Here is a 19,553-nt window from a genome sequence, read left to right on the forward strand (position 1 = left end):
AGGGTCAGTCCATCCACTTCGGTTTGATGGGCAGACCGTTCGCTGCGCGGTATTCGCAGATCGCCTTCATGTTGTCCATCTCGATCTGGTGGCCGGCGGAGAACATGTCCCAGAAGTCACCGACCCAGACCGGGCGACCCTTCGGCGCGGTCTCCGGGTACGGGTTCTTGTCGTAGAACGGGTGGTGGCAATTGGTCCACAGCACAACCGAACCGGGCTTGTTGAAGACGAGCTGCGCGTCGACGACCCGGATCAGGTAGATCATCCACAGATGCTGGCCCTGGTCCCATGCGCAGTGGTAGTCGACGGTCATCGCGTCCGGGTTGGCGACCGTGCGGGTGTAGATCTTGGTGTTCTTGCCGATCCGGTCGTCGGAGACCCACAGGCCGGGCTCTTCCGTCTCTTCGAAGCCACGCAAGCTGTAGGTCCACTCCTCGAGGCTGCGCGTATCGGCGAGATACTCGTACACCTCTCGCGGCGGCGCTGCGATGTAGGCGTTGACCGGGCAATATTCGCCGAAGACCTGGTTGTGCGGGTACACCGAACGCAGCATGTCCACGAGGATCGGCGTGGTCTCGTCCTTGTCGGAATTCTCGATCCGCAAGATGCCGGGAATGGTCTCCTCTGGCAGGTCACACAGTGCGGGAAGTTCTATCGTCACGGGTTTGTCTCCTCGATGGGCGTGCTGTTCAGGAATGGAACGAAGGGCGGGATCTCGTCGGGGTCGCAGTCCACCGAGATGAACTGCGGACCTTCGGTTTCGGCGATACCTGCCAGTGCGTCTGTCAGCTCGCCGATATTTCTGGCGGCGAACGCCGGCAACGTCGGGAACATCGCGGCGATTCCCTCGCCGAGCAGTGCTGGCCGGAACCTGTTGAAGCTGTATCGATTTCGGTAGAAGATCTGCTCTCGCGTGACGCACATGGCGTGTGCGTTGTTATTGAATACGATGAACGTGACGGGAAGGTTCAGTTCGATCGCAGTATGAATTTCCATGCCGTGCATGTAGAAGGAGCCGTCTCCGGCGATCGCGAACGTCCGGCGGTTGCGTGCACAGGCCGAACCGATCGCCGCGCCGAAGGAGTAGCCCATGCCACCCATCCCGAGTGCGACGACGAACCGTCCGTCGCTGTCGACCGGCAGATGGTGAACGACTGCGGCGCCGGTGTTTCCGGCGTCGGCGAATACGTCGGAACCGGCCGGCATCATCGCGGCGATCGCGTCGACGGCGTCGCGATAGCGCAGCCCGGGTCCTGAGGCTTCCGGTACGCGCAGCCGGGTCGGCCGGGCCGAGGCTGGTGGCTCGGCATGGGTCCGGGTGTGCAGTGCCGCGGCGAGAGCGGCCAGTGTTCCGGCGAGATCGCCGCTCGTGGCGTGCATGCCCGCTACGAACGGTAGTTCTGCGCCGATGCTGACGACCTGCGTTTGCGCGAATGCGGCGTCGAGTCCGGCTTTCGACGTGACGGCCATCCGGGTGCCGACCAGGATGCACAACGACGAGTGGCGAACCGCGTCGACCAGTTCGACATTGCCCATGACGCCGGATACGCCGCTGAAGCCGTGTTCGGCTGAGCCGTAGACATCCTTTGCGTCCGGTGCAACGCCGACGGTGGCGTCGAGGACGTTGACGAGCATTCGGAGCTGGCGTCGCGCGTCGTCGCGCGCGACCTGATCGCCCGCGATGATCACGATCTTTCCGGTGAGCCTTGCGGCGCCGATCTGCGCCCGGACGGCGTCGATCGCCGCGATGTCCAACTTCGGGTACAGGGTGGGGCGCACGAACGGCGCCTTCGGTTCGAACATTTCCTGCTGAATATCCTTGGGCAGCAGCAGAATTCCCGGTCCGCCCTGCAACGCTTCGCGGACTGCGCGTTCGAGGTGGTATTCGATGTCTTCGGCACGCTCGACGCGCGCGCAGTAGCGCGAGAGCTCCGAGAACAGACGCAGCGCATCGATCGAGCCTGCCCGCCCGCTCGTGTCCTGGAAAGCGCCGTTGCCTTCCAGCGCCATGGGAGGCTGGCCGATCAGTGCGAGCACAGGTACGCGGGACGTGAACGCCTCGGCGAGGCCGGAAACCAGGTTCATCGCACCGCCGCCAGATGTCGCTGCAACGACGCCGAGCCCGCTCGTCGAACGCGCGTAACCGTCCGCCATCGTCGCCGCAGAGAACTCGTGCTTGGCCACCACGCCTTGGACCGGTCCACCGGCGTCGAAGATGGCATCGTAGAGGTCCTCGATGTTGGCGCCGTCAACGCCGAACACGTGGTGGATACCGAGCGCCTCGATGGCCCTGACCAGGTAATCCACCACCCGGACGGGCCCTGAGCTTTCGGTACCGATCGCCATCCGGCGCTCCTTTCGTGTGTAAGCCGTCCCCTAGTGATACGAGATCGGGGCGCGCTGGGTTCAGCGCTTTCTCACACGAATCCGACGAGAACCACCTTGTTAGTCGCGGCTGACCGGATGTCGACCCTTTCGATGTCGGACGGTGCTTCGCGTGTGGTCGCGGTAGGGGTGACGACGTCACCGGGCTTCGCCTCCCACTCTGCCAGCTTGGTCTCGACTCCGCCTGCTGTCACATACATCGCGTATCTGCCCGTATAGGAGCGAGGCGCTGTTCCGGCGTCGTAGCGGCAGACCATGTCCACCCGGGTTCCGCCGTCGGACAGGGCGATCAGCTCGAAGTTCGCGGAAAGCGACGTCGGCTCCAGGCTCGACATCGAGCGCGCGGCAACGACCTCCTCGCTCACCCCAGGATGTGAGCTCGATTCCGGCCGTAGGGCAATCGTCACCGGAACGGCTATCGCGACCGCCGCGGCGACCGCAGCGATTCCCGCACCGATCGCGAGATACCTGGCACGACGACGTCGACTACGGGTCTCGTCGATCAGGCGGTGCAGCAGCGCGGGAGGTGGCGCCGGGAGCTTGGCGGGCTGCTCGGGAATTCCGTCGTCGGTGACAAGCGACAGTGCAACTTCTTCGGGAACGAGTGCGAGCATTCCGGGCAGTCCGGCAAGATCGGCAACGCCGGCGCGGCACGATTCGCACGCGGCGAGATGGTCCTGGTAGTCCCGGCGATCGGCCGGTGTGAGCGCGCCGAGCACGTAGGCCGCATCCCATGTGGCGTAGGGGTCCTGGTCGATACTCATTTCGTCACCCCCATCTCCTGCATCGCGAGGCGTAGTGCGCGCATGCCGTAGTGCATCCGCGACTTGACGGTGCCGTCCGGGATTCGTAGCTCGGCGGCGATCTGCTGGGTCGACAACCCGCGGTAATAGGCGGCGACGATGACCTCGCGATGTTCGATACTCAACGTCGCCAGCGCATCGGCGATCAGCCACGAGTCGAGTGCGCGGTCGGACTGGTCCGGACTCTGCTGCTCCGGTGGTGAGTCCATGCCGAATTCGCGACGACTGCGCGCACTGCGGTGTTCGTCGAAGGCGAGGTTCCGGGCGACTGTGAACAGCCACGCGCGCGCCGACATCGTCGACTGATCGAGCACGTTCGGGCGTTGCCACGCGCGTAGCAGAGTCTCTTGCACGATGTCTTCGGCCCGACCTGGATCGCCGATCAGGCCTAGCGTGTACCGCCATAGCGCCGATGCATGTTCGCTGTACAGCACTCGCATCAGTTCGGCCTGATCTTCGGGCAACTCCTCACCTCCCGATGTATCACGATCCAGGGCGCCGAACGGTTCGATCAGGTATGTGCACAGCTGCAAGACGACTAGTCGAAGATTTAACTGTCGCTAACCACCATTTGTGACGAGCTTCACACTACGGTGGTGTGCTATGAAGCGGAATAAGCACCTCGACGGCGTCCTCGCTCCCGCCTACACCGGTCGGCTCGACACCGAACCTGTTCCCGCATTACGACTTCCGAGGTCGGAGATGCACCCGGATATCGCGTATCGGTACATCCACGACGAGTTGATGCTGGATGGCAGCTCGCGTCTGAACCTCGCGACTTTCGTGACCACCTGGATGGAACCGCAAGCGGCACAGTTGATGGCCGAGACGTTCGACAAGAACATGATCGACAAGGACGAATACCCGGCGACGGCGGCCATCGAGGAGCGGTGCGTCAACATGGTCGCCGACCTGTTCCACGCTCCCGAGCTCGATCCGACGGACTCCTCGTCCGCTACCGGCGTCTCGACGATCGGCTCCAGCGAGGCAGTCATGCTCGCCGGCCTCGCACTCAAATGGCGCTGGCGTGAAGGCAAGACCGGCGACACGTCGAGGCCGAACCTGGTGATGGGCAGCAACGTTCAGGTGGTGTGGGAGAAATTCTGCAAGTACTTCGACGTCGAGGCCAAGTACCTGCCGATGACGCCCGACCGTTACGTCATCACGCCCGAGCAGGTTCGGGAAGCAGTGGACGAGAACACAATCGGCGTTGTCGCCATCCTCGGCACGACCTATACGGGTGAGTTGGAGCCCGTCAAGGAAATCGCCGACACCCTCGATGAGATCGCCGCATCCGGCGGACCGGACGTGCCGATGCATGTCGACGCGGCGAGCGGCGGCTTCGTCGTGCCATTCCTGCATCCCGGCCTGGCGTGGGACTTCCGCGTGCCGCGCGTTGCCTCCATCAACGTGAGCGGACACAAGTACGGGCTCACCTATCCGGGCATCGGCTTCGTCATCTGGCGCGGAAAGAGCGATCTGCCAGAGGATCTGGTGTTCCGCGTCAACTACCTCGGCGGCGACATGCCGACCTTCACCCTCAACTTCTCCCGGCCCGGAAATCAGGTCGTCGGGCAGTATTACAACTTCCTGCGCCTCGGTCGCGAAGGCTACAAAACGATCATGGAAACCCTGCGGGACACCGCAGTTCGCATGACCGAACGGATCTGTACCTGCCCCGAGATCGAAGTCATCACCGACGGATCGGCCATCCCCGTTGTGACGTTGAAACTCAAAGGCGATCCCGGGTTCACCGTGTTCGACGTCTCCCACGAACTCCGCGCGGGCGGCTGGCAGGTGCCTGCCTACACGATGCCCGCCGACGCCGAGGCTGTGTCAGTCCTGAGAATCGTTGTGCGGGAAGGTTTCAGCGCCGACCTGGGCAGACACCTCGCCGACGCCATCATCGAAGTGATCACCACACTGCGTGAGCGAGGCACCATCGGGCACGCCGAGGAGCAGCACTTTGCCCACTAGGGACTAGTTGCGCTCGACGTCGATGGGATGTGTTGCGAGCATCGCCAACGGGAGGGGTTGGCGACGCAACACGTTCGCCCACACGTCGACCCTTGGCGGCCCGATGAGGTCGGTCGCGAGGGCCGACAGCACCATCCAGTCGTTGCGTTCGAGTTCGCCTTCGAGCTGACCGAAGGTCCAGCCCGAGTAACCGGCGAAGATGCGGACGCCCTCGACGAGCGGGCGGATCTGCTCGGGATCGGAGTCGAGATCGACCATGGCGACGCGGCCGTCGACCCGGCGCAAGCCGGCCACATCGTCGATGTCGACGCCGACGCGGAGGGTCGCGAGACACAGCGCGGCGTCCCGTTTGACCGGGCCTCCGACGAACAGTGCTTTGGGCCGCGCGGCGAGGTTCGACCACTGCGGTAGAACGTTGTGGATCGCGGTGTCGCTCGGTCGATTGATGACGACGCCGAGACTGCCGGAATCGTTGTGTTCGATGACGTAGATGACCGTCCGGCGGAACGCCGGCTCCACGAGTTCGGTAGACGCTACAAGTAAGGTTCCAGGCCGTACGACGTGCTCAGCTTCGGGCTCGCGTTCACCCCGGGCAGTGCGGTCGTCGGGTTCCTCTCCGTGTGCCACGTTGACATCATCGCACCGTTACCTGAGTACTGTCCGCCAAGACGCTCAGTCGAAACCTATGGTTTCCAGAAGTATGTCCAGGTGGTGTGCGAAGAGGTCGTCTCGGTCGGTGAAAGTCCGCGGTCCGTACTGGTCGAAGACGTCGAAATTGATGGCGCCGAACAGCGCCGCCCACGCGAGTACGCCGCGTGCGATCAGGGCGTCGGGCGCTGTGAGCGCGTATTCGGAACGGATTGCGTCGAAGTCTTTGCGAAGGGCCGCCGGTACCGGCACGGTATCGGGTACGGCAGTCCGGCCGGAGGCGTACGCGCGTTCGTACAGGCTGATCAGCGCAACGATCACTCGCGTGCCAGGGCCCGTCGTTTGGTCGGCCGGGGCGGCATATCCGGGCACCGGACTGCCGAAGAGTAGGGCGTAGCGCGCGGGTTCACGCAGCGCCCACGTACGGACCGCAACGCCGATCGTCCGGAACTGTGCTCTGTAGTCGTAGTCCGCGATCGTCGCGAGGGCCGCGTCTACCTCGTCGCCGAGTTCGTTGTAGGCGTCGACGACCAGAAGTGTCAGCAATTCGTCGCGGTTGCGGACGTACCGGTAGACCGCTGACGACACCACGCCGAGATCGCGGGCGACAGCGCGGAGTGAGAGGGCGGCCGCGCCTTGTTGTGCGAGGTGTTCGCGGCCGATTCGCAGGATGTCGTCCATCGTCTGCGCGCGGGCGCGATCGCGCGGAGTTCCGGTCATGGTGAACAGCATGCACACACTGGGAGAGCGGCGTCAACAAAAGTGAGCAGTGCTCTTGACAAGGTGCTCGCGGAGGCGCAAGCTGTCATGCAAAGAGAGAGCACCGCTCACTAAAGAGACAGGAGATCACGATGACTGCCATTCACATCGTCAACGGCGCGGGCCAGGTAGGTACGACGGTTGCCGAACAGCTCGCAGCGGCGGGATATCAGGTCCGCGTGCTGACGCGATCGGGCAGCGGCCCCGAGCACCCGTTGATCGAACGTCGCAAGGTCGACGTGTCCAAGCCTGCGGAACTGGCCGCCGCCTTCGAGGGTGCGGTGGCCGTCTACCACTGCATTCACGGGTCTGCGTACACCGCCAAGGCGTGGCGCGCGGAACTGCCCGGCGCCGAGCAAGCCGTGCTGGCGGCTGCGGGAAAGGTCGGCGCAGTCGTCGTCTTCCCGGAGAGCCTGTACAGCTACGGCGAGGTCGACGGCCCGATGACCGAAGACACCCCCCGCTCGGCAACGCGCGGCAAGCTCGGTGTGCGCACCGAACTGTTGCGGGCCCGGGAGGAGTCGGAGACGAATACCGTCAGCGTCGCGGCGTCGGACTTCTTCGGTCCGCACGTGATGATGTCGCACGCCGGTGAACGCATGGTCCCCACAGTGCTGGCTGGCAAAAAGATGCGAGTCATCGGCAGTCTGGATCAGCCGCACTCGTTCACCTTCGTGCCCGACCTCGCGGCCGCGATGATCGCCGCAGCGCAAAATCCCGCGCTGTGGAACGGCTTCTACCACGCCCCGACCTCGGCGCCTGTGACTCAGCGCCAGCTCATCGAGGCGTACGCAGCGGCCGGTGGTGTGCCCGCCCCGAAGATGTCGGCCATCCCGGTCTGGGTGCTGAAGGCGACGGGGATCTTCTCGGTCGACGCCAGGGAACTCGCCGAGACGGCATATCAATTCAGTCGGCCGTTCGTCGTCGATTCGGCGCGGAGTGAGCAGGTCCTGGGCCTGCGGCCGACACCGTTCGAGACGGCGGTCAAGACAACGGTCGACTGGTGGCGGGCGCGTCAAGATTGAGGAACGCGAGTTTGGGGCATCATCGACTCTGTGCGCGCAACCTTCCTCGCCGTGGTCGCTGCTCTGCTCCTTCTCGTGTCGCTTGTGACGGCATGTTCGCAAAACAACGGACCCGACGAACCGGCGACTGTTGCGCAGAAGTTCGCCGATGCCTTGAACAACGACGACGCGATTGCAGCGGCAGCACTGACGAGCGATCCGAGCGCTGCGCGAGCCGCGCTCTCGCAGATGTACGAGGGGCTCGGCAAAGAAGTCCAGTTCAGCGTCGCGGACACTGCCGACGATTCGGTCACCTTCGATGTCGTGTGGAAACTGGGCGAGAACGAACGCGGCTGGAAGTACAGCACCGACGCGAAGGCAGCGGACACCGACGAGGGTTGGCGGATCGAATGGAATCCGTTGGTCCTCGCTCCGTTCGAGGGCGGTAAGACGGGTGATCTCCGTTTCGTGCCGACGTTCCCGGAGCCTGCGAAAGTTCTCGACCGCGCCAACCGTGAGTTGCTCACTCAGCAGGCGGTGACGCTGGTCAACGTCGATTCGACTGCGGATCTCGCCGCCGTAGCCGGCCTGTTGGCGGCGCCAGCGCCGGGCGTGACGGCCGAGTCGTTGCGCGCGGACGTCGACGCGGCGCAGGGTCAGCCGGTCACGGCGGTGACGCTGCGCGAGCAGGATATAAATCCGATCGCGGACGCGCTGGGCGCGATCCCGGGAGTGACCCTCGTCCGGCAGGCGCGGTTGCTCACGACCGATCGCGCGCTCTCGTCGCCGACGTTCGCCGGGGTGACCGAGCAGTGGCAGGAGGCGAACGCGGCGGCGCAGGGTTGGGAGGTCATGTCCCAGGCCCCGGATGGCAGCACCACCCGGTTGGTCGGTGAGGACGCCAAGCCGACACCCGACATCTCGACCACGCTCGACATGGACTTCCAACTCGCTGCCGAGGCCGCGCTCGCGCCGGTGCAGACGCCGGCCGCCATCGTCGCGATCAAGCCGTCGACCGGCGGGGTGCTCGCCGTCGCGCAGAACGCGCAGGCCGACGGCCAAGGGCCGATCGCCCTGACCGGCCTCTACCCGCCGGGCTCCACGTTCAAAACCGTGACGACGGCAGCTGCGCTGCAGGCCGGTGGAGTCACGCCCGATACTGTGCTGCCCTGCCCGGCTTCGGCAAACATCGAAGGCCGGACGATCCCCAACGACGAAAACTTCGATCTCGGGCAGGTCCCGCTCCACGTCGCCTTCGCGCGGTCGTGCAACACGACGATGGGCAAGCTCGCCGCCGAACTGCCGCCGGATGCGCTCACGAACGCCGCCGCTCAGCTCGGTTTGGGCATCGATTACGTGACGCCCGGGTTGACGATGGTGACGGGGAACGTCCCGGAGGCGGACTCGGCAGCGCAGCGCGTGGAGTCCGGGATCGGCCAGGGGAACGTGACCGCGTCGCCGTACGGGATGGCCCTCGTCGCTGCTTCGATCGCGAACAGCGGTGTGCGCCCGCCGATGCTGATCGAGGGGCAGCCGGGAACTGGCAACCGAACCGCAAATCCTTTGTCGGCAACCATCTTCGACCAGGTTCGGACGATGATGCGCGAGACGGTCACCGACGGGACCGCGACCGTGTTGCGCGACATTCCGGACCTGCGCGGCAAGACCGGAACGGCCGAGCACGAGGGCGGTCCCGCGCATGGCTGGTTCATCGGAATCGATGGCGACGTGGCGTTCGCGGTGTTTGTTGCCGACGGGGACACGTCGGCGCCTGCGCTCGAGGCCGCCGGCAGGTTCTTGCGTCCCGTTCAGGCGCTTGTTCCACGTTAGGCGGGTGCGTTTAAAGTGTTTGTGTCAATAATGTGATGCCATCTTGCAGAGTGTGTGCTTGTTACTAGTGTGACAAGAGTGGAGATTGTGACGTATGGGGATACCGGAATCTCGACGTGTACGAGTTAGCAGCGCGATTGCAATCGGAGTGGTCGGCTCCTTGATTGCGGTCCTGGGTTCCTGCGCGCTCGGCGATAGAGCCGACGACGCGGAGGCCCTGGTCGAACACTTCACGGAGTCGCTCGACGACCAAGACGTCGGCGGTGCCGCATCCCTGACCTCGTATCCGAACGCCGCCTCGGCATCCATCCAGCAAATGTTCGATGGCCTGCATCCGCAGGATGTCGACTACAAGCTGAGCCAGTTCATCACCCTCGACGACGAGTCGGGCTTCTTCAGCCTCGATGTCGCCTGGGACTTCGGCAAAGAGCGCAAGTGGGAGTACAACGTTCAGGGCAGCGTGCGCAAGCTCGCGGTCGGCTGGCGGATCCAGTGGGATCCATCTGTTGTCGTTCCGGATCTTGGGCACGGCCGCACGGTGAACTTCGTCCGGACCGACGCACCACCGCCGCGAGTGCTCAACAGCGCCGGTGAAGATTTGATGACCGAACAGGCCATCAACGCCGTCACGCTCGATCCGGCAAGAATGCCGGACCCCGTCGCGACCACCACTGCCGTATCCAAAGCGATCGAATCGGTTGCGCCACTGATCACGTCGCAGACTTTGATGCAGGAACTCGTCGTCGCGCAGGGTCAGCCGATTACTGCCGTCAGATTGCGTGACGCCGACTTCGAGATTCTGGAGCCCGACCTCACACCGATCCCCGGCGTGGTCGTCGAGAAGGAGCAGAAGCTGATCTCTGCCGATCGCCGCATCGTCTCGCCGATGCTCGACGCGGTTCGTAATGTGTGGCAAGCGAATCGGGATGCGACGGCCGGCTGGGCAGTGCAATTACTGCAGCCCGGTCAAGCCCCGACGCAGCTCGCGGGATTCCAGGGGCCGGCCGGACCCGATGTGCAGACGACGCTGGATGCAAACCTGCAGCTCGCCGCCGAAGACGCGGTAGTCAGCGTCGGCACGCCTGCGGCGATCGTCGCACTGTCACCGTCCAGCGGCGGCATTCTCGCGGTCGCGCAGAACAGCTACGCAAACGACGAAGGCCCGATCGCGTTCACGGATGCGTACCCGGCGGGCTCCGGCATAGACACCTTCAAGCAAGCGGCTGCACTCGAGCAGCGGGTGCCTGTCGGGGAGGTCAAGGCAGACGACGCGCTGGATCTGGCCGGCAGGTTGGGACTCGGCGTCGACTACTCGATCCCGGGACTAGAGGAAGTGACCGCGAACAATCCTCAACTCGGCGGCTCGGGCAAGTTGGCGGCAACGCCGTTCGGAATGGCGGTCGTTGCGGCATCCATCGCACGCGGTGGGCTTGCGATGCCGATGATCACGGTCGGTCAACCGGCAACGACGCCGACGCAGATGGCGCCGCTTCGCCCGGACGTCATCGACCGGTTGCGCGTGCTCATGCGTGAGGGAGTGGCGCGGCCGGAGGCCGAGAGCCTGCGTCAGTTCCCGGACGTCGCAGGCATTCCGATGTCGGCAGGCGACGACCAATGGTTCATTGCGACGAAGGGCGACCTCGCGTTCGCGGTGTTCATCAAGGACGCCGACGGCGCAGATCAAGCCGCGAAGATGGCGTCGCGGCTCCTGCGGGCGATGGCTCGCCCGCAGGCTTAGCGATTCTGAGTCGAATCGCGCGCCAGCCGAGCAGGAAGATTGCAAGGACGGTGCCGGCGACGATGATGAAACTGAACGCGGTGCCCTGACCGCTCACCACGCGTAACAACATGCCGACCACCAGGGTCGAGAGCCAGACGAAAACGCCTGTGGGAAAGATACTTCCAGCGTCGAACTTGTCCCTGTAAAACGTCCGCGTCGCGACCCAACCGACCGCGAGACCGCCCAGGAATGGCCAGGCGGTCTCGAGTAGGCCGGTGATGGAACCTGCCTCGGCGTGGCTTCGCCTGCCGATCAAGCAAAACACGACGACGAGAACGACGTCGACAGACAACGCGGCAAGGTTCCTCTTCATGCAACCGAGGTTAGCCCTGGTAGGCGACCTCGATCTCGAGGGTCAGCGTGATCTTGTCGCCGACGACGGCGCCACCGTTGGCGAGAGGCATGTCGATGGTGAGGCCGAAATCGCGGCGGTTGACGACGGTCTTGGCTTCGAAGCCCGCGACGGGTCCGTTGCCCATGCCCGGGTTCACGCCGAGGAACTCGACGTCGAGGGTGACGGACTTGGTGACGCCGTGGAAGGTGAAATCGCCGTCGACCTCGAAGTTGTCGCCGTTCACGCGGAAGCCGGTGGACTTGAAGGTGGCGGTCGGGAACTGCTCGGCGTGGAAGAAATCGGCCGTCTTCAGATGTGCGTCACGCTGCTCGTTGTCGGTGGTGACGGAGGCAACCTGGATCTCGGCCTCTGCCGAAGCGGTGCCGTCTTCGTTGATGACGAGCGCGCCGGAGAAATCGGTGAAGCGGCCGCGGACCTTGCTGACCATGAGATGCCGTACGGAGAAGCCGACGGTCGAGTGCGAGGCGTCGATTGCCCAGGTGCCGGCGGTCAATCCTGTGGTGGTTGCTGTGGTCATTTCACGCGCTCCTGAGAAGTAGTTGATGTTTCAACGATCAATATACATCAATCGGACTGCGGTCCGCTTTATTCCCTGGACCTATTTTGAGCGGGCTAGTCTTCTTCGGCGACTTCCGCGAGCGCGGCATGCGCGGCGGCAAGGACGACCTTGCCTGCCGCGTGCAGGGGTTCGGTGCTGCGCATGGCCCGGCACAGGACGAATGCGCCTTCCAGGCTCGTGACGAAGCCGATCACCAATTCGCGCAGCTTCGCCTGCGGCAACCCCGTGTATTCGAATCGCTTCACACCGAGGTCGATCCAATCGGTGAAGACGTCGGCGGTCGCGAGTCGCAGGGTTTCATCTGTACTTGCGACTTCGAGCGCGACTGTGGCGACGGGGCAGCCGTCGACATAGTCGGTCACAGCGAGCGATTCGGCAGCGCCGGCGAAAGCCCATTCGATCGCGGTCGGCAGGTCTGGCGCGGAGTCGAAGACTTGCGCAACGAGGTCGCCGTACATGAGCCCCCACGACCGAATGACCTCTTCGGTGAGCTGGCCTTTTCCGCCGGGGAAGAAGTGGTAGATGGACCCGAAGGGTGCGCGGGCCGCCTGGGCGATCTGCTTGAGTCCGGTGCCGGCCATGCCTTGCCGCCGATATAGCTCGCAGGTCGACGCGACGATACGAGTTCGGGTATCGGGTTGCTCGGCCACCTGCACCATTGTAGTCTCGAACATAGTAGAACGATCTATCAAGTGGCATTCGTTCGACAGGGGAATGGCATGGTCAAATATCTGAGATTTCTCGCTCTCCTGACCGGAGTGATCTGCGTCGGAATCGGCGTCTATCACGCCCTGTTCGGGGTGGACTCGGTCATCGGCGCCGGCCCGGCGGATGCAACCGTCGACTCCCAGGAACGCTTCTACGGCGCGCTCTTCGCAGGCTACGGCGCCGCGTGGATCCTGGCCGCCCGCCAGGAACCCATCTCTGCCAACGTAATTCGGCTACTGGCGGGAACTATGTTCCTCGGCGGTACCGCCCGCGTCATCTCGTGGGTCGACCGCGGCGCGCCCAACTGGTTCTACGCGGTGATGATGGTTGTCGAGTTCGCCGTGCCCGCGGTCTTCTTCGCGCTGGTGCAGGGCTCCGCGAAGTCGGTTGCGCTGGAGGATGTTCCGAGTCGACGCTAACGTTGTTCGCGACGTTCGAATTCGACGTCGTCGGCTAGGTCCTCGTGCTGGTTCTTCCGGAACAGGAAGAGGAAGACGATCCAGCCGACGATTGCGACCAGAATGAAACTGACGCCGCGGTAGACGAAGGCAGCGGCAACAGCCTGCGCCGCAGGCAGGCCGGCCGTCGACGTCAGCGTGGCAATGAGCGTCGCATCGACGAAGACAAGGCCGCCCGGCGCAAGCGGAATCGTGCCGACGGCCTTTCCGATCGCGAACGTGATAAGTAGACCGGACAGCCGTGGGTCGGAACCTATTGCGTAACAGGCGAACGCGAGGCAAGCGACGTCACCCGCACGGTGCATCGCCGCCCACAGAAACGTCAGCGATGCATCCGAAAAGCCAAGCTTCACCGACTCGAGTTGCGCGATGACCTCGCGGACCCGAACCATGCCGTCGTCGCGCGGATGCTTCCGAATTCGGTTGACCTTGGCCAGAATCCAGCCGACACCGGATTCGAGCGAATCGGGGTGGGTCGATGCGTAGCGGACCGCGTACAGGAGGGCGACGACGCCGCCGACCGACAAGATCAAGGTGAACGGGCTGACCGAACCGCCGACCAGGACAGCGCCGCCGACACCGAGCAGGGCGAGCCCGGCGGCAGCGATCACGCCGGAAAAGGCGAGTTGCCACGATGCGACGATCGGGCTGGCCCCCCAGCGGCGCGACTCCCGATACGTGAACGCCGTCGAAAAGACCTGCCCCGCGGGCAGGGTGACAGACATTGCCGTACTCGCGTAGATGACGGCCATGGACTTGGGCAGGGACACTTTGACCCCGCCCGCCTGCAGCAGCTGCTTCTGCATTGCACCGAACCCGCCGAGCGAGACGGCCTGTGCAAGCACGCAGGCTGCGAGCCACCCCCAATGAATTTCCGAAAGCGTTTGCCACGACTCGTGCAGGCGTGGCCAGAGGTAAATGCCTTCACCGACGAGCAGGGCGAGCAGAGCAATTGCGGCAACCCACTTCAGCCACCAGAACTTGCCCCGCCGACGGCTGGGCGGCGCGTCGGGCGGATCGTGTCCGGGCTGTGCCACATCGCCAGAGTAACGAACGGCCCGTCAGTTCAGTCGGACCCGCCCGTGGGCAGAACGGGTGAGGCGAGTTGCGTGCGGCGCCGCCTGCCGCGCAATTGGACCTCCTCGCCCAACTCCCAGTGCTGCTGCTCGTCCTCGTCCGCGAAGTACAGCGCACTGCTCGACGCGAGTACGCGGCTCGGCTGCAACTTGGCCAGCTCGGTCAGCCGGGATGCTTCGTTGACGGGGTCGCCGATCACCGTGTATTCGAAACGGTTCGCGGCGCCGATGTTTCCGGCGACCGCGAGACCGGCCGACACACCGATGCCGATGTCGAGCCCGGCAACCTTCGCAAGCTCGATGCGCATGTCGCGTGCAGCGGCAAGAGCTGCGGTCGGAGCGTCCGGCCGATCGAGCGGTGCGCCGAAAATCGCGAGCGCGGCGTCACCCATGAACTTGTTGACGAAGCCGTTGTGGTCGTCGACCACCTGGACGACCACGCGGAAGAACTCGTTCAGCAAGCTGACGACCTCGGTCGGCGGCCGTTCGGCAGCTGTCGCGGTGGACCCGACCATGTCCACGAACAGCACTGCGACGAAGCGGGTTTCACCACCGAGTTCGGTACCGAACTGCAGGGCCCGCCGCGCGACGTCCTCGCCGACGTGCTGACCGAACAGTTCTTGCAGGACTCGCCGTTCGGAGGATTCCTCCATCATGCGGTTGAAGCCGACCTGCAGACGGCCGATCTCGGAGCCGTCGAACACCTCGACCTGGACGTCGGGTTCGCCGTTCTGCACCTGCTCGATAGCTTGTGTCAGCTGGCGGATCGGGTCCGAGATGCTACCGCTGGTCAACATGGACAACGCGAACGCCTGGACGATGAGCAGGATCGTCAGCAGCAGAATCGCGATCGCGAGAGAGTTGGCGGGGAAAGCGATTTCCGTCGAGATCTGCGTCGCGCACAAAAGCACGATGCCGATCGCGGGCGCAAGCGTGCCGAGCCCCCAGGTCATCGCCATCCGGGTACCGACGCCCGGCGTCAGCGTCCGGTCGAAACCGCCCTCGCTCAATGCCTTTGCCGCGACCGGACGCAGAATCCGTTCGCCGAGCATGTAGGTGAATCCGAAGACGATCACCGACGCCATGGCGACGGTGAGGATGACCGCGACCGCCAACTCGGGGGTCGTCGAAATGGTCAGAGTCGCGAACGCCGCGCCGCCGAACAACCACAGGATCAGATGCACGATCGCCTGGCGCAACGGTGCATGCAGTGCAGCCATCTGCTCGCGTCGGCTCGGTGGACCACCGCGCAACTGCCATCGCACCACCGGCCGCAACATGATTGCCGACGACGCGAAGCTGAAGAACGCACCGACACCGATTACGAAGGCGAAGACAGTCAGTGTCTGACGGCGGTCCGAGATCACCGCGGACGACTGCGGAACCGGCAGTCCATGCCGGACGAACGCGTAGACAAGGAGCGCGCCGAAGCCGTTTGCCAAGCTCATCGAGGCGACATAGAGCGGCCACCGAGTATGCATCGTCTGTTTGACCGCTTCGAGTGGCACCGACACCGGTCCAATTTAGCGTTCCTATGGTTCGCCCCGCCCGATGATCGCTGGTACTGCGACTAGGCTCGCCAAAATGAGCCACAAGCCTGCGGAGTCGGTGCATCCGGTGGTACGCGTCGGCGCCGAATGGACGTGGCGCCTACTGGTGCTGTTCGCTGGGCTCCTTGCGCTCGGTTATCTGGTGGAGCGCTTCTCGACGGTCATGATTCCAATGGCCATCGCACTGCTCGGCGCGGCGATGCTGTCGCCGATGGTCGATTGGATGCAGCGACAGGGCGTACCGCGTTCGGCGGCGGTGGTCGTCGCGATCGTCGGCAGCATCGGGGTTCTCGCGGGAATCCTGACGTTCGTCATCGAGCAGTTCATCGAGGGCCTGCCTGAATTGACGTCGAAGTTCACGTCGAGCATCAACGAAGTCCGGGACTGGTTGACGACGGGTCCGCTGCACTTCAGCGACGACCAGATCACCAAGGGCTCGGACTCGATCGTCAAGGCCATCGAAGACAATCAGGACACCCTGACCAGCGGTGCGCTTGCCACCGCGACGGCGATCGGTGAGCTGCTCACCGGCGGGTTACTCGCGCTGTTCATCCTGATCTTCTTCCTCTACAGCGGCGCCCAGATCTGGGAATTCGTCACGCGGATCGTGCCGAAGCAAAACCGGCGCCGAGTGCGTATCGCGGGTGTACAGGCCTTCGGCTCGCTGGTCGGGTTCGTCAGGGCCACCGTTGCCGTGGCGGCGGTCGACGCGATCGGAATCGGCGCGGGCCTCGCGATTCTCGGTGTGCCGCTTGCGCTGCCGCTGGCTTCCCTCGTCTTCATCGGTGCGTTCATCCCGATCATCGGTGCCTTTCTGACCGGATTCGTCGCCGTGTTCATCGCCTTGGTGACGAAGGGTCTGATCACGTCGTTGATCACCTTCGGCATCATCGTCGCGGTCATGCAGCTCGAAGGCCACGTCCTGCAACCGCTCCTGTTGGGCCGGGCGGTGCGCATCCATCCGCTCGCAGTCGTCTTGGCAATCACGGCAGGCATCGTGCTGTTCGGGATCACAGGCGGTCTGCTGGCGGTACCGGTCGTCGCAATGGTGAACACGGCGGTCCGGTCGTTGCTTGCCGAGGACCAGGACGACGTCGAGGTGGTCGAAGACACCGAAGGTCCGATGTTCACGGCCGAGCCGGACAGACCGGGTCCTGCCGACGACGTCGTCTCCCGCGATGCGGACAGGTGAGCGCTGGCGTCACGTAACCGGCGTCGGTGCTGATCCGCTGACGCCGCTCTGGCGTGCCTCGCAGGCGTTCAGGCTGGTCACGTTGGCCTACGCTCTCAGCTTTCAATGGGCGAGCGCACACAACTACCTGCACGAGAGGCTCAGCTGGTTTCTCTTCGGGATCATGACGGTGTGGTCGGGTCTGTCGGCTCTGGCGCTGGCGCGAGGTTCGGTTCCGCGGTGGATCGTGGTGGTGATCGACCACGCCGTGGTCATCGGGTTGATGCTGTCGACGCTGCTCGTCGCCGATCAAGCCTGGTACACGAGCAACCAGACCCTGCCGACCACGCTGTGGAGCGCGAATGCCGTGCTGTCGGCTGCGATTCTGTGCGGTCCATGGGTCGGCGTGCTGTCCGGACTCGCGATCGCGCTCGTCAGCCTCGGCGTTCAGGAGCGAATCAACTCCGACATCTGGCGCGATGCGACGATCCCGCTGCTCGTTTCCGCGGGACTCGCGATCGGCCTCGCGTCGACAACCGCGAAACGCGCGCATGCGCAGCTCGAGCGAGCCGTCCGACTGGCAGCGGCGACCGAGGAACGGGAACGGTTGGCGCGCGAGGTGCACGACGGGGTTCTGCAGGTCCTCGCCTACGTCGCGCGCCGTGGCAACGAAATCGGCGGTCCCGCCGCGGACCTCGCCCAGAAGGCAGCAGAACAGGAGCACGCGCTGCGAATCCTGATCTCCGAGCAGGGCGACGGCGCGGAATCCGACGCCGGTGGCGGAGCGATCGATCTTCGGTCACTGGTCCGAACCCAGGCTCGGCCGCTTGTGTCGGTGTCCACACCGGGTGATCCGGTGTCGGTCGGCAGGCATATCGGTACCGAGATCGCAGCTGCGGTCGCGAATGCCCTGTCGAACGTGGAGTTGCACACCGGCGTGGGCGCGCGAGCGTTTGTTCTGGTCGAGGACCTGGGTGCGGAAGTCATCGTGAGCGTTCGCGACGACGGTCCGGGCATTCCGGACGGCAGGCTTGCCGCCGCCGAGGCGGAGGGACGGCTGGGGGTCGCGAAGTCCATCCGTGGCCGTATCGAGGCCTTGGGGGGAACCGCGACGCTTCTCACCGAGCCCGGTGGCGGGACAGAATGGGAGTTCAGGGTGCCCAGGGGAGCCGAGGGGAAATGACGGACACGACTCGGATATCGGTGATGGTCGTCGACGACCATCCGATGTGGCGCGACGGTGTATCGCGGGACTTGGCGGCCGCCGGGTTCGAGGTGTCGGCGACCGCGGACGGTGTCAAGTCGGCCGCGCGCCGGGCGGCGGCGGTCCAGCCGGACGTGGTCCTGATGGATATGCAGCTTGTCGACGGCAATGGCGCAGAGGCCACGGCACGTGTGCTGGACGTTTCTGCGAACAGTCGCGTCCTTGTGCTCTCGGCGTCCGCCGAGCGAGAGGACGTGCTCGAAGCGATCAAGGCTGGTGCGTCGGGTTACCTGGTGAAGAGCGCGTCTGCGGCAGAGCTGATCGAGGCGGTCCGGGCTACAGCCGCTGGGCAGCCGGTCTTCACGCCGGGTCTGGCCGGACTCGTCCTCGGCGAGTACCGGCGAATGGCAACGGCACCGGTCGACGATCAAGCACCGGCAGTGCCCGCCCTGACCGAACGTGAGACCGAAGTGCTCCGAATGGTCGCAAAAGGGTTGTCGGCCAAGCAGATTGCGACTCGATTGGCCCTGAGTCACCGAACCGTCGAAAATCACGTTCAAGCAACCCTGCGCAAACTGCAACTCGCCAACCGTGTCGAACTGACGCGGTACGCGATCGAGCAGGGTCTCGAATAACGCACCTATCATGGGTGCTGTGGATGCAAGGGACCTGCGCGTCTCGGACGCCGAACGGGAACATGTGGGCCAACTGCTGCAACGAGCGGTCGGCCAGGGGATGCTGTCACTCGGTGAGTTCACCGAGCGAATGGACACAGCGCTGTCGGCAAAGACGCGTGGCGAACTGAACGTCGTCCTCGCGGACCTGCCTGGAATGCGGATCCGTGGGGATCACACCGGTGTGCCGAGTCCGGTACGAGGTCCCGTGCACGTCGAACCAGGTTCCGGCGCAGTCGATGTCATCGGTGGCCAGATGTCGAGCGTCGTCCGCAAGGGGCCGTGGCACGTCGCCGAGCGAATTCGGGTCTCGACGCGAATGTCCAGCGTCGCATTGGATTTCACCGAAGCGGTGATCTCATCGAATGTTGTCGAGATCGAGCTCGACGACTTCTGCAGCAGCGTCACCCTGATCGTCCCCGTCGGGTCGACGGTGGATCTCAACGGTGTCCAACTGGTCGGTGCGAGCATCAAGAACAAGGTCCGTACTGCGCCGCCGGGAAGCCTGCACATCGTCGTTCGCGGCCGGCTCCGCTTCGGGTCAGTCACGGCGAAACACCCGTCGGGGTGGAAGCGGTTGCTGAGTCAGGGGTAAGTAGGTAGGCTAGAACG

Annotated in this window: 20 protein-coding genes; 9 read left to right on the forward strand and 11 right to left on the reverse strand. The window is 64.5% G+C overall.

Annotated features, from left to right (window positions below):
- Positions 1-4: 4 nt before the first annotated feature.
- From JGU72_RS23650 to JGU72_RS23665, 4 genes are all read right to left on the reverse strand, one after another.
- On the reverse strand, positions 5-661 hold the full coding sequence (locus JGU72_RS23650) for an SRPBCC family protein (protein WP_199686550.1): 657 nt from the start codon (positions 659-661) through the stop codon (positions 5-7).
- Positions 658-2,346, reverse strand: coding sequence for a thiamine pyrophosphate-binding protein (locus tag JGU72_RS23655; protein ID WP_199686551.1), 1,689 nt, complete (start codon positions 2,344-2,346; stop codon positions 658-660). Before JGU72_RS23655 ends, JGU72_RS23650 begins: the two co-directional genes overlap by 4 nt.
- A gap of 71 nt (positions 2,347-2,417) precedes the next feature.
- The gene (locus tag JGU72_RS23660) at positions 2,418-3,149 is read right to left on the reverse strand and encodes an anti-sigma factor family protein (RefSeq protein ID WP_199686552.1); all 732 of its coding nucleotides are present in this window, start codon (positions 3,147-3,149) and stop codon (positions 2,418-2,420) included.
- Positions 3,146-3,652 carry a sigma-70 family RNA polymerase sigma factor gene (locus JGU72_RS23665; RefSeq protein ID WP_199686553.1) on the reverse strand — a complete coding sequence of 169 codons (507 nt, stop codon included), beginning with the start codon at positions 3,650-3,652 and terminating at the stop codon, positions 3,146-3,148. Before JGU72_RS23665 ends, JGU72_RS23660 begins: the two co-directional genes overlap by 4 nt.
- A gap of 139 nt (positions 3,653-3,791) precedes the next feature.
- On the opposite strand from JGU72_RS23665, the gene JGU72_RS23670 reads away from it, so the two are divergent.
- Positions 3,792-5,165: a glutamate decarboxylase gene (locus JGU72_RS23670; RefSeq protein WP_199686554.1), complete on the forward strand. Its 1,374-nt coding sequence runs from the start codon at positions 3,792-3,794 to the stop codon at positions 5,163-5,165.
- Between the two features lie 3 nt (positions 5,166-5,168).
- On the opposite strand, the gene JGU72_RS23675 is transcribed toward JGU72_RS23670, so the two are convergent.
- Together JGU72_RS23675 and JGU72_RS23680 are read right to left on the reverse strand one after the other, a co-directional pair.
- Positions 5,169-5,792 carry a YqgE/AlgH family protein gene (locus JGU72_RS23675; protein ID WP_199686555.1) on the reverse strand — a complete coding sequence of 208 codons (624 nt, stop codon included), beginning with the start codon at positions 5,790-5,792 and terminating at the stop codon, positions 5,169-5,171.
- Between the two features lie 45 nt (positions 5,793-5,837).
- Positions 5,838-6,533 carry a TetR/AcrR family transcriptional regulator gene (locus JGU72_RS23680; RefSeq protein ID WP_199686556.1) on the reverse strand — a complete coding sequence of 232 codons (696 nt, stop codon included), beginning with the start codon at positions 6,531-6,533 and terminating at the stop codon, positions 5,838-5,840.
- A gap of 131 nt (positions 6,534-6,664) precedes the next feature.
- Here JGU72_RS23680 and JGU72_RS23685 point away from each other — a divergent pair, with 131 nt between their 5' ends.
- From JGU72_RS23685 to JGU72_RS23695, 3 genes are all read left to right on the forward strand, one after another.
- Positions 6,665-7,597, forward strand: a complete 933-nt coding sequence (locus JGU72_RS23685) for an NAD-dependent epimerase/dehydratase family protein (protein WP_199686557.1) — start codon at positions 6,665-6,667, stop codon at positions 7,595-7,597.
- A 30-nt stretch (positions 7,598-7,627) separates the two neighbouring features.
- Positions 7,628-9,406: a penicillin-binding transpeptidase domain-containing protein gene (locus JGU72_RS23690; protein WP_307828579.1), complete on the forward strand. Its 1,779-nt coding sequence runs from the start codon at positions 7,628-7,630 to the stop codon at positions 9,404-9,406.
- 160 nt (positions 9,407-9,566) lie between these two features.
- Positions 9,567-11,144, forward strand: coding sequence for an NTF2-like N-terminal transpeptidase domain-containing protein (locus JGU72_RS23695; protein WP_307828580.1), 1,578 nt, complete (start codon positions 9,567-9,569; stop codon positions 11,142-11,144).
- Here JGU72_RS23695 and JGU72_RS23700 read toward each other — a convergent pair.
- From JGU72_RS23700 to JGU72_RS23710, 3 genes are all read right to left on the reverse strand, one after another.
- A complete protein-coding gene (locus JGU72_RS23700; RefSeq protein WP_199686559.1) occupies positions 11,065-11,499 on the reverse strand; it encodes a DUF3054 domain-containing protein in 435 nt (144 codons plus the stop codon). The genes JGU72_RS23695 and JGU72_RS23700 overlap by 80 nt on opposite strands.
- 10 nt (positions 11,500-11,509) lie before the next feature.
- A complete protein-coding gene (locus JGU72_RS23705) occupies positions 11,510-12,058 on the reverse strand; it encodes a YceI family protein (protein WP_199686560.1) in 549 nt (182 codons plus the stop codon).
- A gap of 95 nt (positions 12,059-12,153) precedes the next feature.
- Positions 12,154-12,774, reverse strand: coding sequence for a TetR/AcrR family transcriptional regulator (locus JGU72_RS23710; RefSeq protein ID WP_233532905.1), 621 nt, complete (start codon positions 12,772-12,774; stop codon positions 12,154-12,156).
- A gap of 45 nt (positions 12,775-12,819) precedes the next feature.
- On the opposite strand from JGU72_RS23710, the gene JGU72_RS23715 reads away from it, so the two are divergent.
- Positions 12,820-13,227, forward strand: coding sequence for a DUF4345 domain-containing protein (locus tag JGU72_RS23715; protein WP_199686561.1), 408 nt, complete (start codon positions 12,820-12,822; stop codon positions 13,225-13,227).
- Here the strand turns inward: JGU72_RS23715 and JGU72_RS23720 are convergent.
- Positions 13,224-14,303 (reverse strand): lysylphosphatidylglycerol synthase transmembrane domain-containing protein, encoded by a 1,080-nt coding sequence (locus JGU72_RS23720; protein ID WP_199686562.1) that lies wholly within the window; start codon positions 14,301-14,303, stop codon positions 13,224-13,226. The two genes, JGU72_RS23715 and JGU72_RS23720, sit on opposite strands and share 4 nt — an antisense overlap.
- A gap of 29 nt (positions 14,304-14,332) precedes the next feature.
- Positions 14,333-15,823, reverse strand: coding sequence for an adenylate/guanylate cyclase domain-containing protein (locus JGU72_RS23725; RefSeq protein WP_233532943.1), 1,491 nt, complete (start codon positions 15,821-15,823; stop codon positions 14,333-14,335).
- A gap of 103 nt (positions 15,824-15,926) precedes the next feature.
- Here JGU72_RS23725 and JGU72_RS23730 point away from each other — a divergent pair, with 103 nt between their 5' ends.
- From JGU72_RS23730 to JGU72_RS23745, 4 genes are read left to right on the forward strand one after another with little or no spacing between them, the layout of a single operon-like run.
- Positions 15,927-17,084 carry an AI-2E family transporter gene (locus JGU72_RS23730; protein WP_199686563.1) on the forward strand — a complete coding sequence of 386 codons (1,158 nt, stop codon included), beginning with the start codon at positions 15,927-15,929 and terminating at the stop codon, positions 17,082-17,084.
- Positions 17,071-18,246 (forward strand): MacS family sensor histidine kinase, encoded by a 1,176-nt coding sequence (gene macS, locus JGU72_RS23735; protein WP_199686564.1) that lies wholly within the window; start codon positions 17,071-17,073, stop codon positions 18,244-18,246. Before JGU72_RS23730 ends, macS begins: the two co-directional genes overlap by 14 nt.
- Complete coding sequence (locus JGU72_RS23740) at positions 18,243-18,902, forward strand: response regulator (RefSeq protein WP_199686565.1); 660 nt, start codon at positions 18,243-18,245, stop codon at positions 18,900-18,902. The genes macS and JGU72_RS23740 overlap by 4 nt, the downstream gene beginning before the upstream one ends.
- Before the next feature lie 19 nt (positions 18,903-18,921).
- A complete protein-coding gene (locus JGU72_RS23745; RefSeq protein ID WP_199686566.1) occupies positions 18,922-19,536 on the forward strand; it encodes a DUF1707 SHOCT-like domain-containing protein in 615 nt (204 codons plus the stop codon).
- Positions 19,537-19,553: the final 17 nt, after the last annotated feature.

This window comes from Antrihabitans auranticaus, assembly GCF_016481275.1.
In the GTDB taxonomy this organism is placed as follows: domain Bacteria; phylum Actinomycetota; class Actinomycetes; order Mycobacteriales; family Mycobacteriaceae; genus Antrihabitans.

Excerpts from the sequence above, each read along its gene's own strand:
- JGU72_RS23740 (WP_199686565.1), top strand. The coding sequence starts at position 18,243 with ATGACGGACACGACTCGGATATCGGTGATGGTCGTCGACGACCATCCG.
- JGU72_RS23705 (WP_199686560.1), bottom strand. The coding sequence starts at position 12,058 with ATGACCACAGCAACCACCACAGGATTGACCGCCGGCACCTGGGCAATC.
- JGU72_RS23700 (WP_199686559.1), bottom strand. The coding sequence starts at position 11,499 with ATGAAGAGGAACCTTGCCGCGTTGTCTGTCGACGTCGTTCTCGTCGTC.
- macS (WP_199686564.1), top strand. The coding sequence starts at position 17,071 with ATGCGGACAGGTGAGCGCTGGCGTCACGTAACCGGCGTCGGTGCTGAT.
- JGU72_RS23710 (WP_233532905.1), bottom strand. The coding sequence starts at position 12,774 with ATGTTCGAGACTACAATGGTGCAGGTGGCCGAGCAACCCGATACCCGA.
- JGU72_RS23685 (WP_199686557.1), top strand. The coding sequence starts at position 6,665 with ATGACTGCCATTCACATCGTCAACGGCGCGGGCCAGGTAGGTACGACG.
- JGU72_RS23655 (WP_199686551.1), bottom strand. The coding sequence starts at position 2,346 with ATGGCGATCGGTACCGAAAGCTCAGGGCCCGTCCGGGTGGTGGATTAC.
- JGU72_RS23660 (WP_199686552.1), bottom strand. The coding sequence starts at position 3,149 with ATGAGTATCGACCAGGACCCCTACGCCACATGGGATGCGGCCTACGTG.
- JGU72_RS23730 (WP_199686563.1), top strand. The coding sequence starts at position 15,927 with ATGAGCCACAAGCCTGCGGAGTCGGTGCATCCGGTGGTACGCGTCGGC.
- JGU72_RS23725 (WP_233532943.1), bottom strand. The coding sequence starts at position 15,823 with ATGCATACTCGGTGGCCGCTCTATGTCGCCTCGATGAGCTTGGCAAAC.
- JGU72_RS23715 (WP_199686561.1), top strand. The coding sequence starts at position 12,820 with ATGGTCAAATATCTGAGATTTCTCGCTCTCCTGACCGGAGTGATCTGC.
- JGU72_RS23670 (WP_199686554.1), top strand. The coding sequence starts at position 3,792 with ATGAAGCGGAATAAGCACCTCGACGGCGTCCTCGCTCCCGCCTACACC.
- JGU72_RS23680 (WP_199686556.1), bottom strand. The coding sequence starts at position 6,533 with ATGACCGGAACTCCGCGCGATCGCGCCCGCGCGCAGACGATGGACGAC.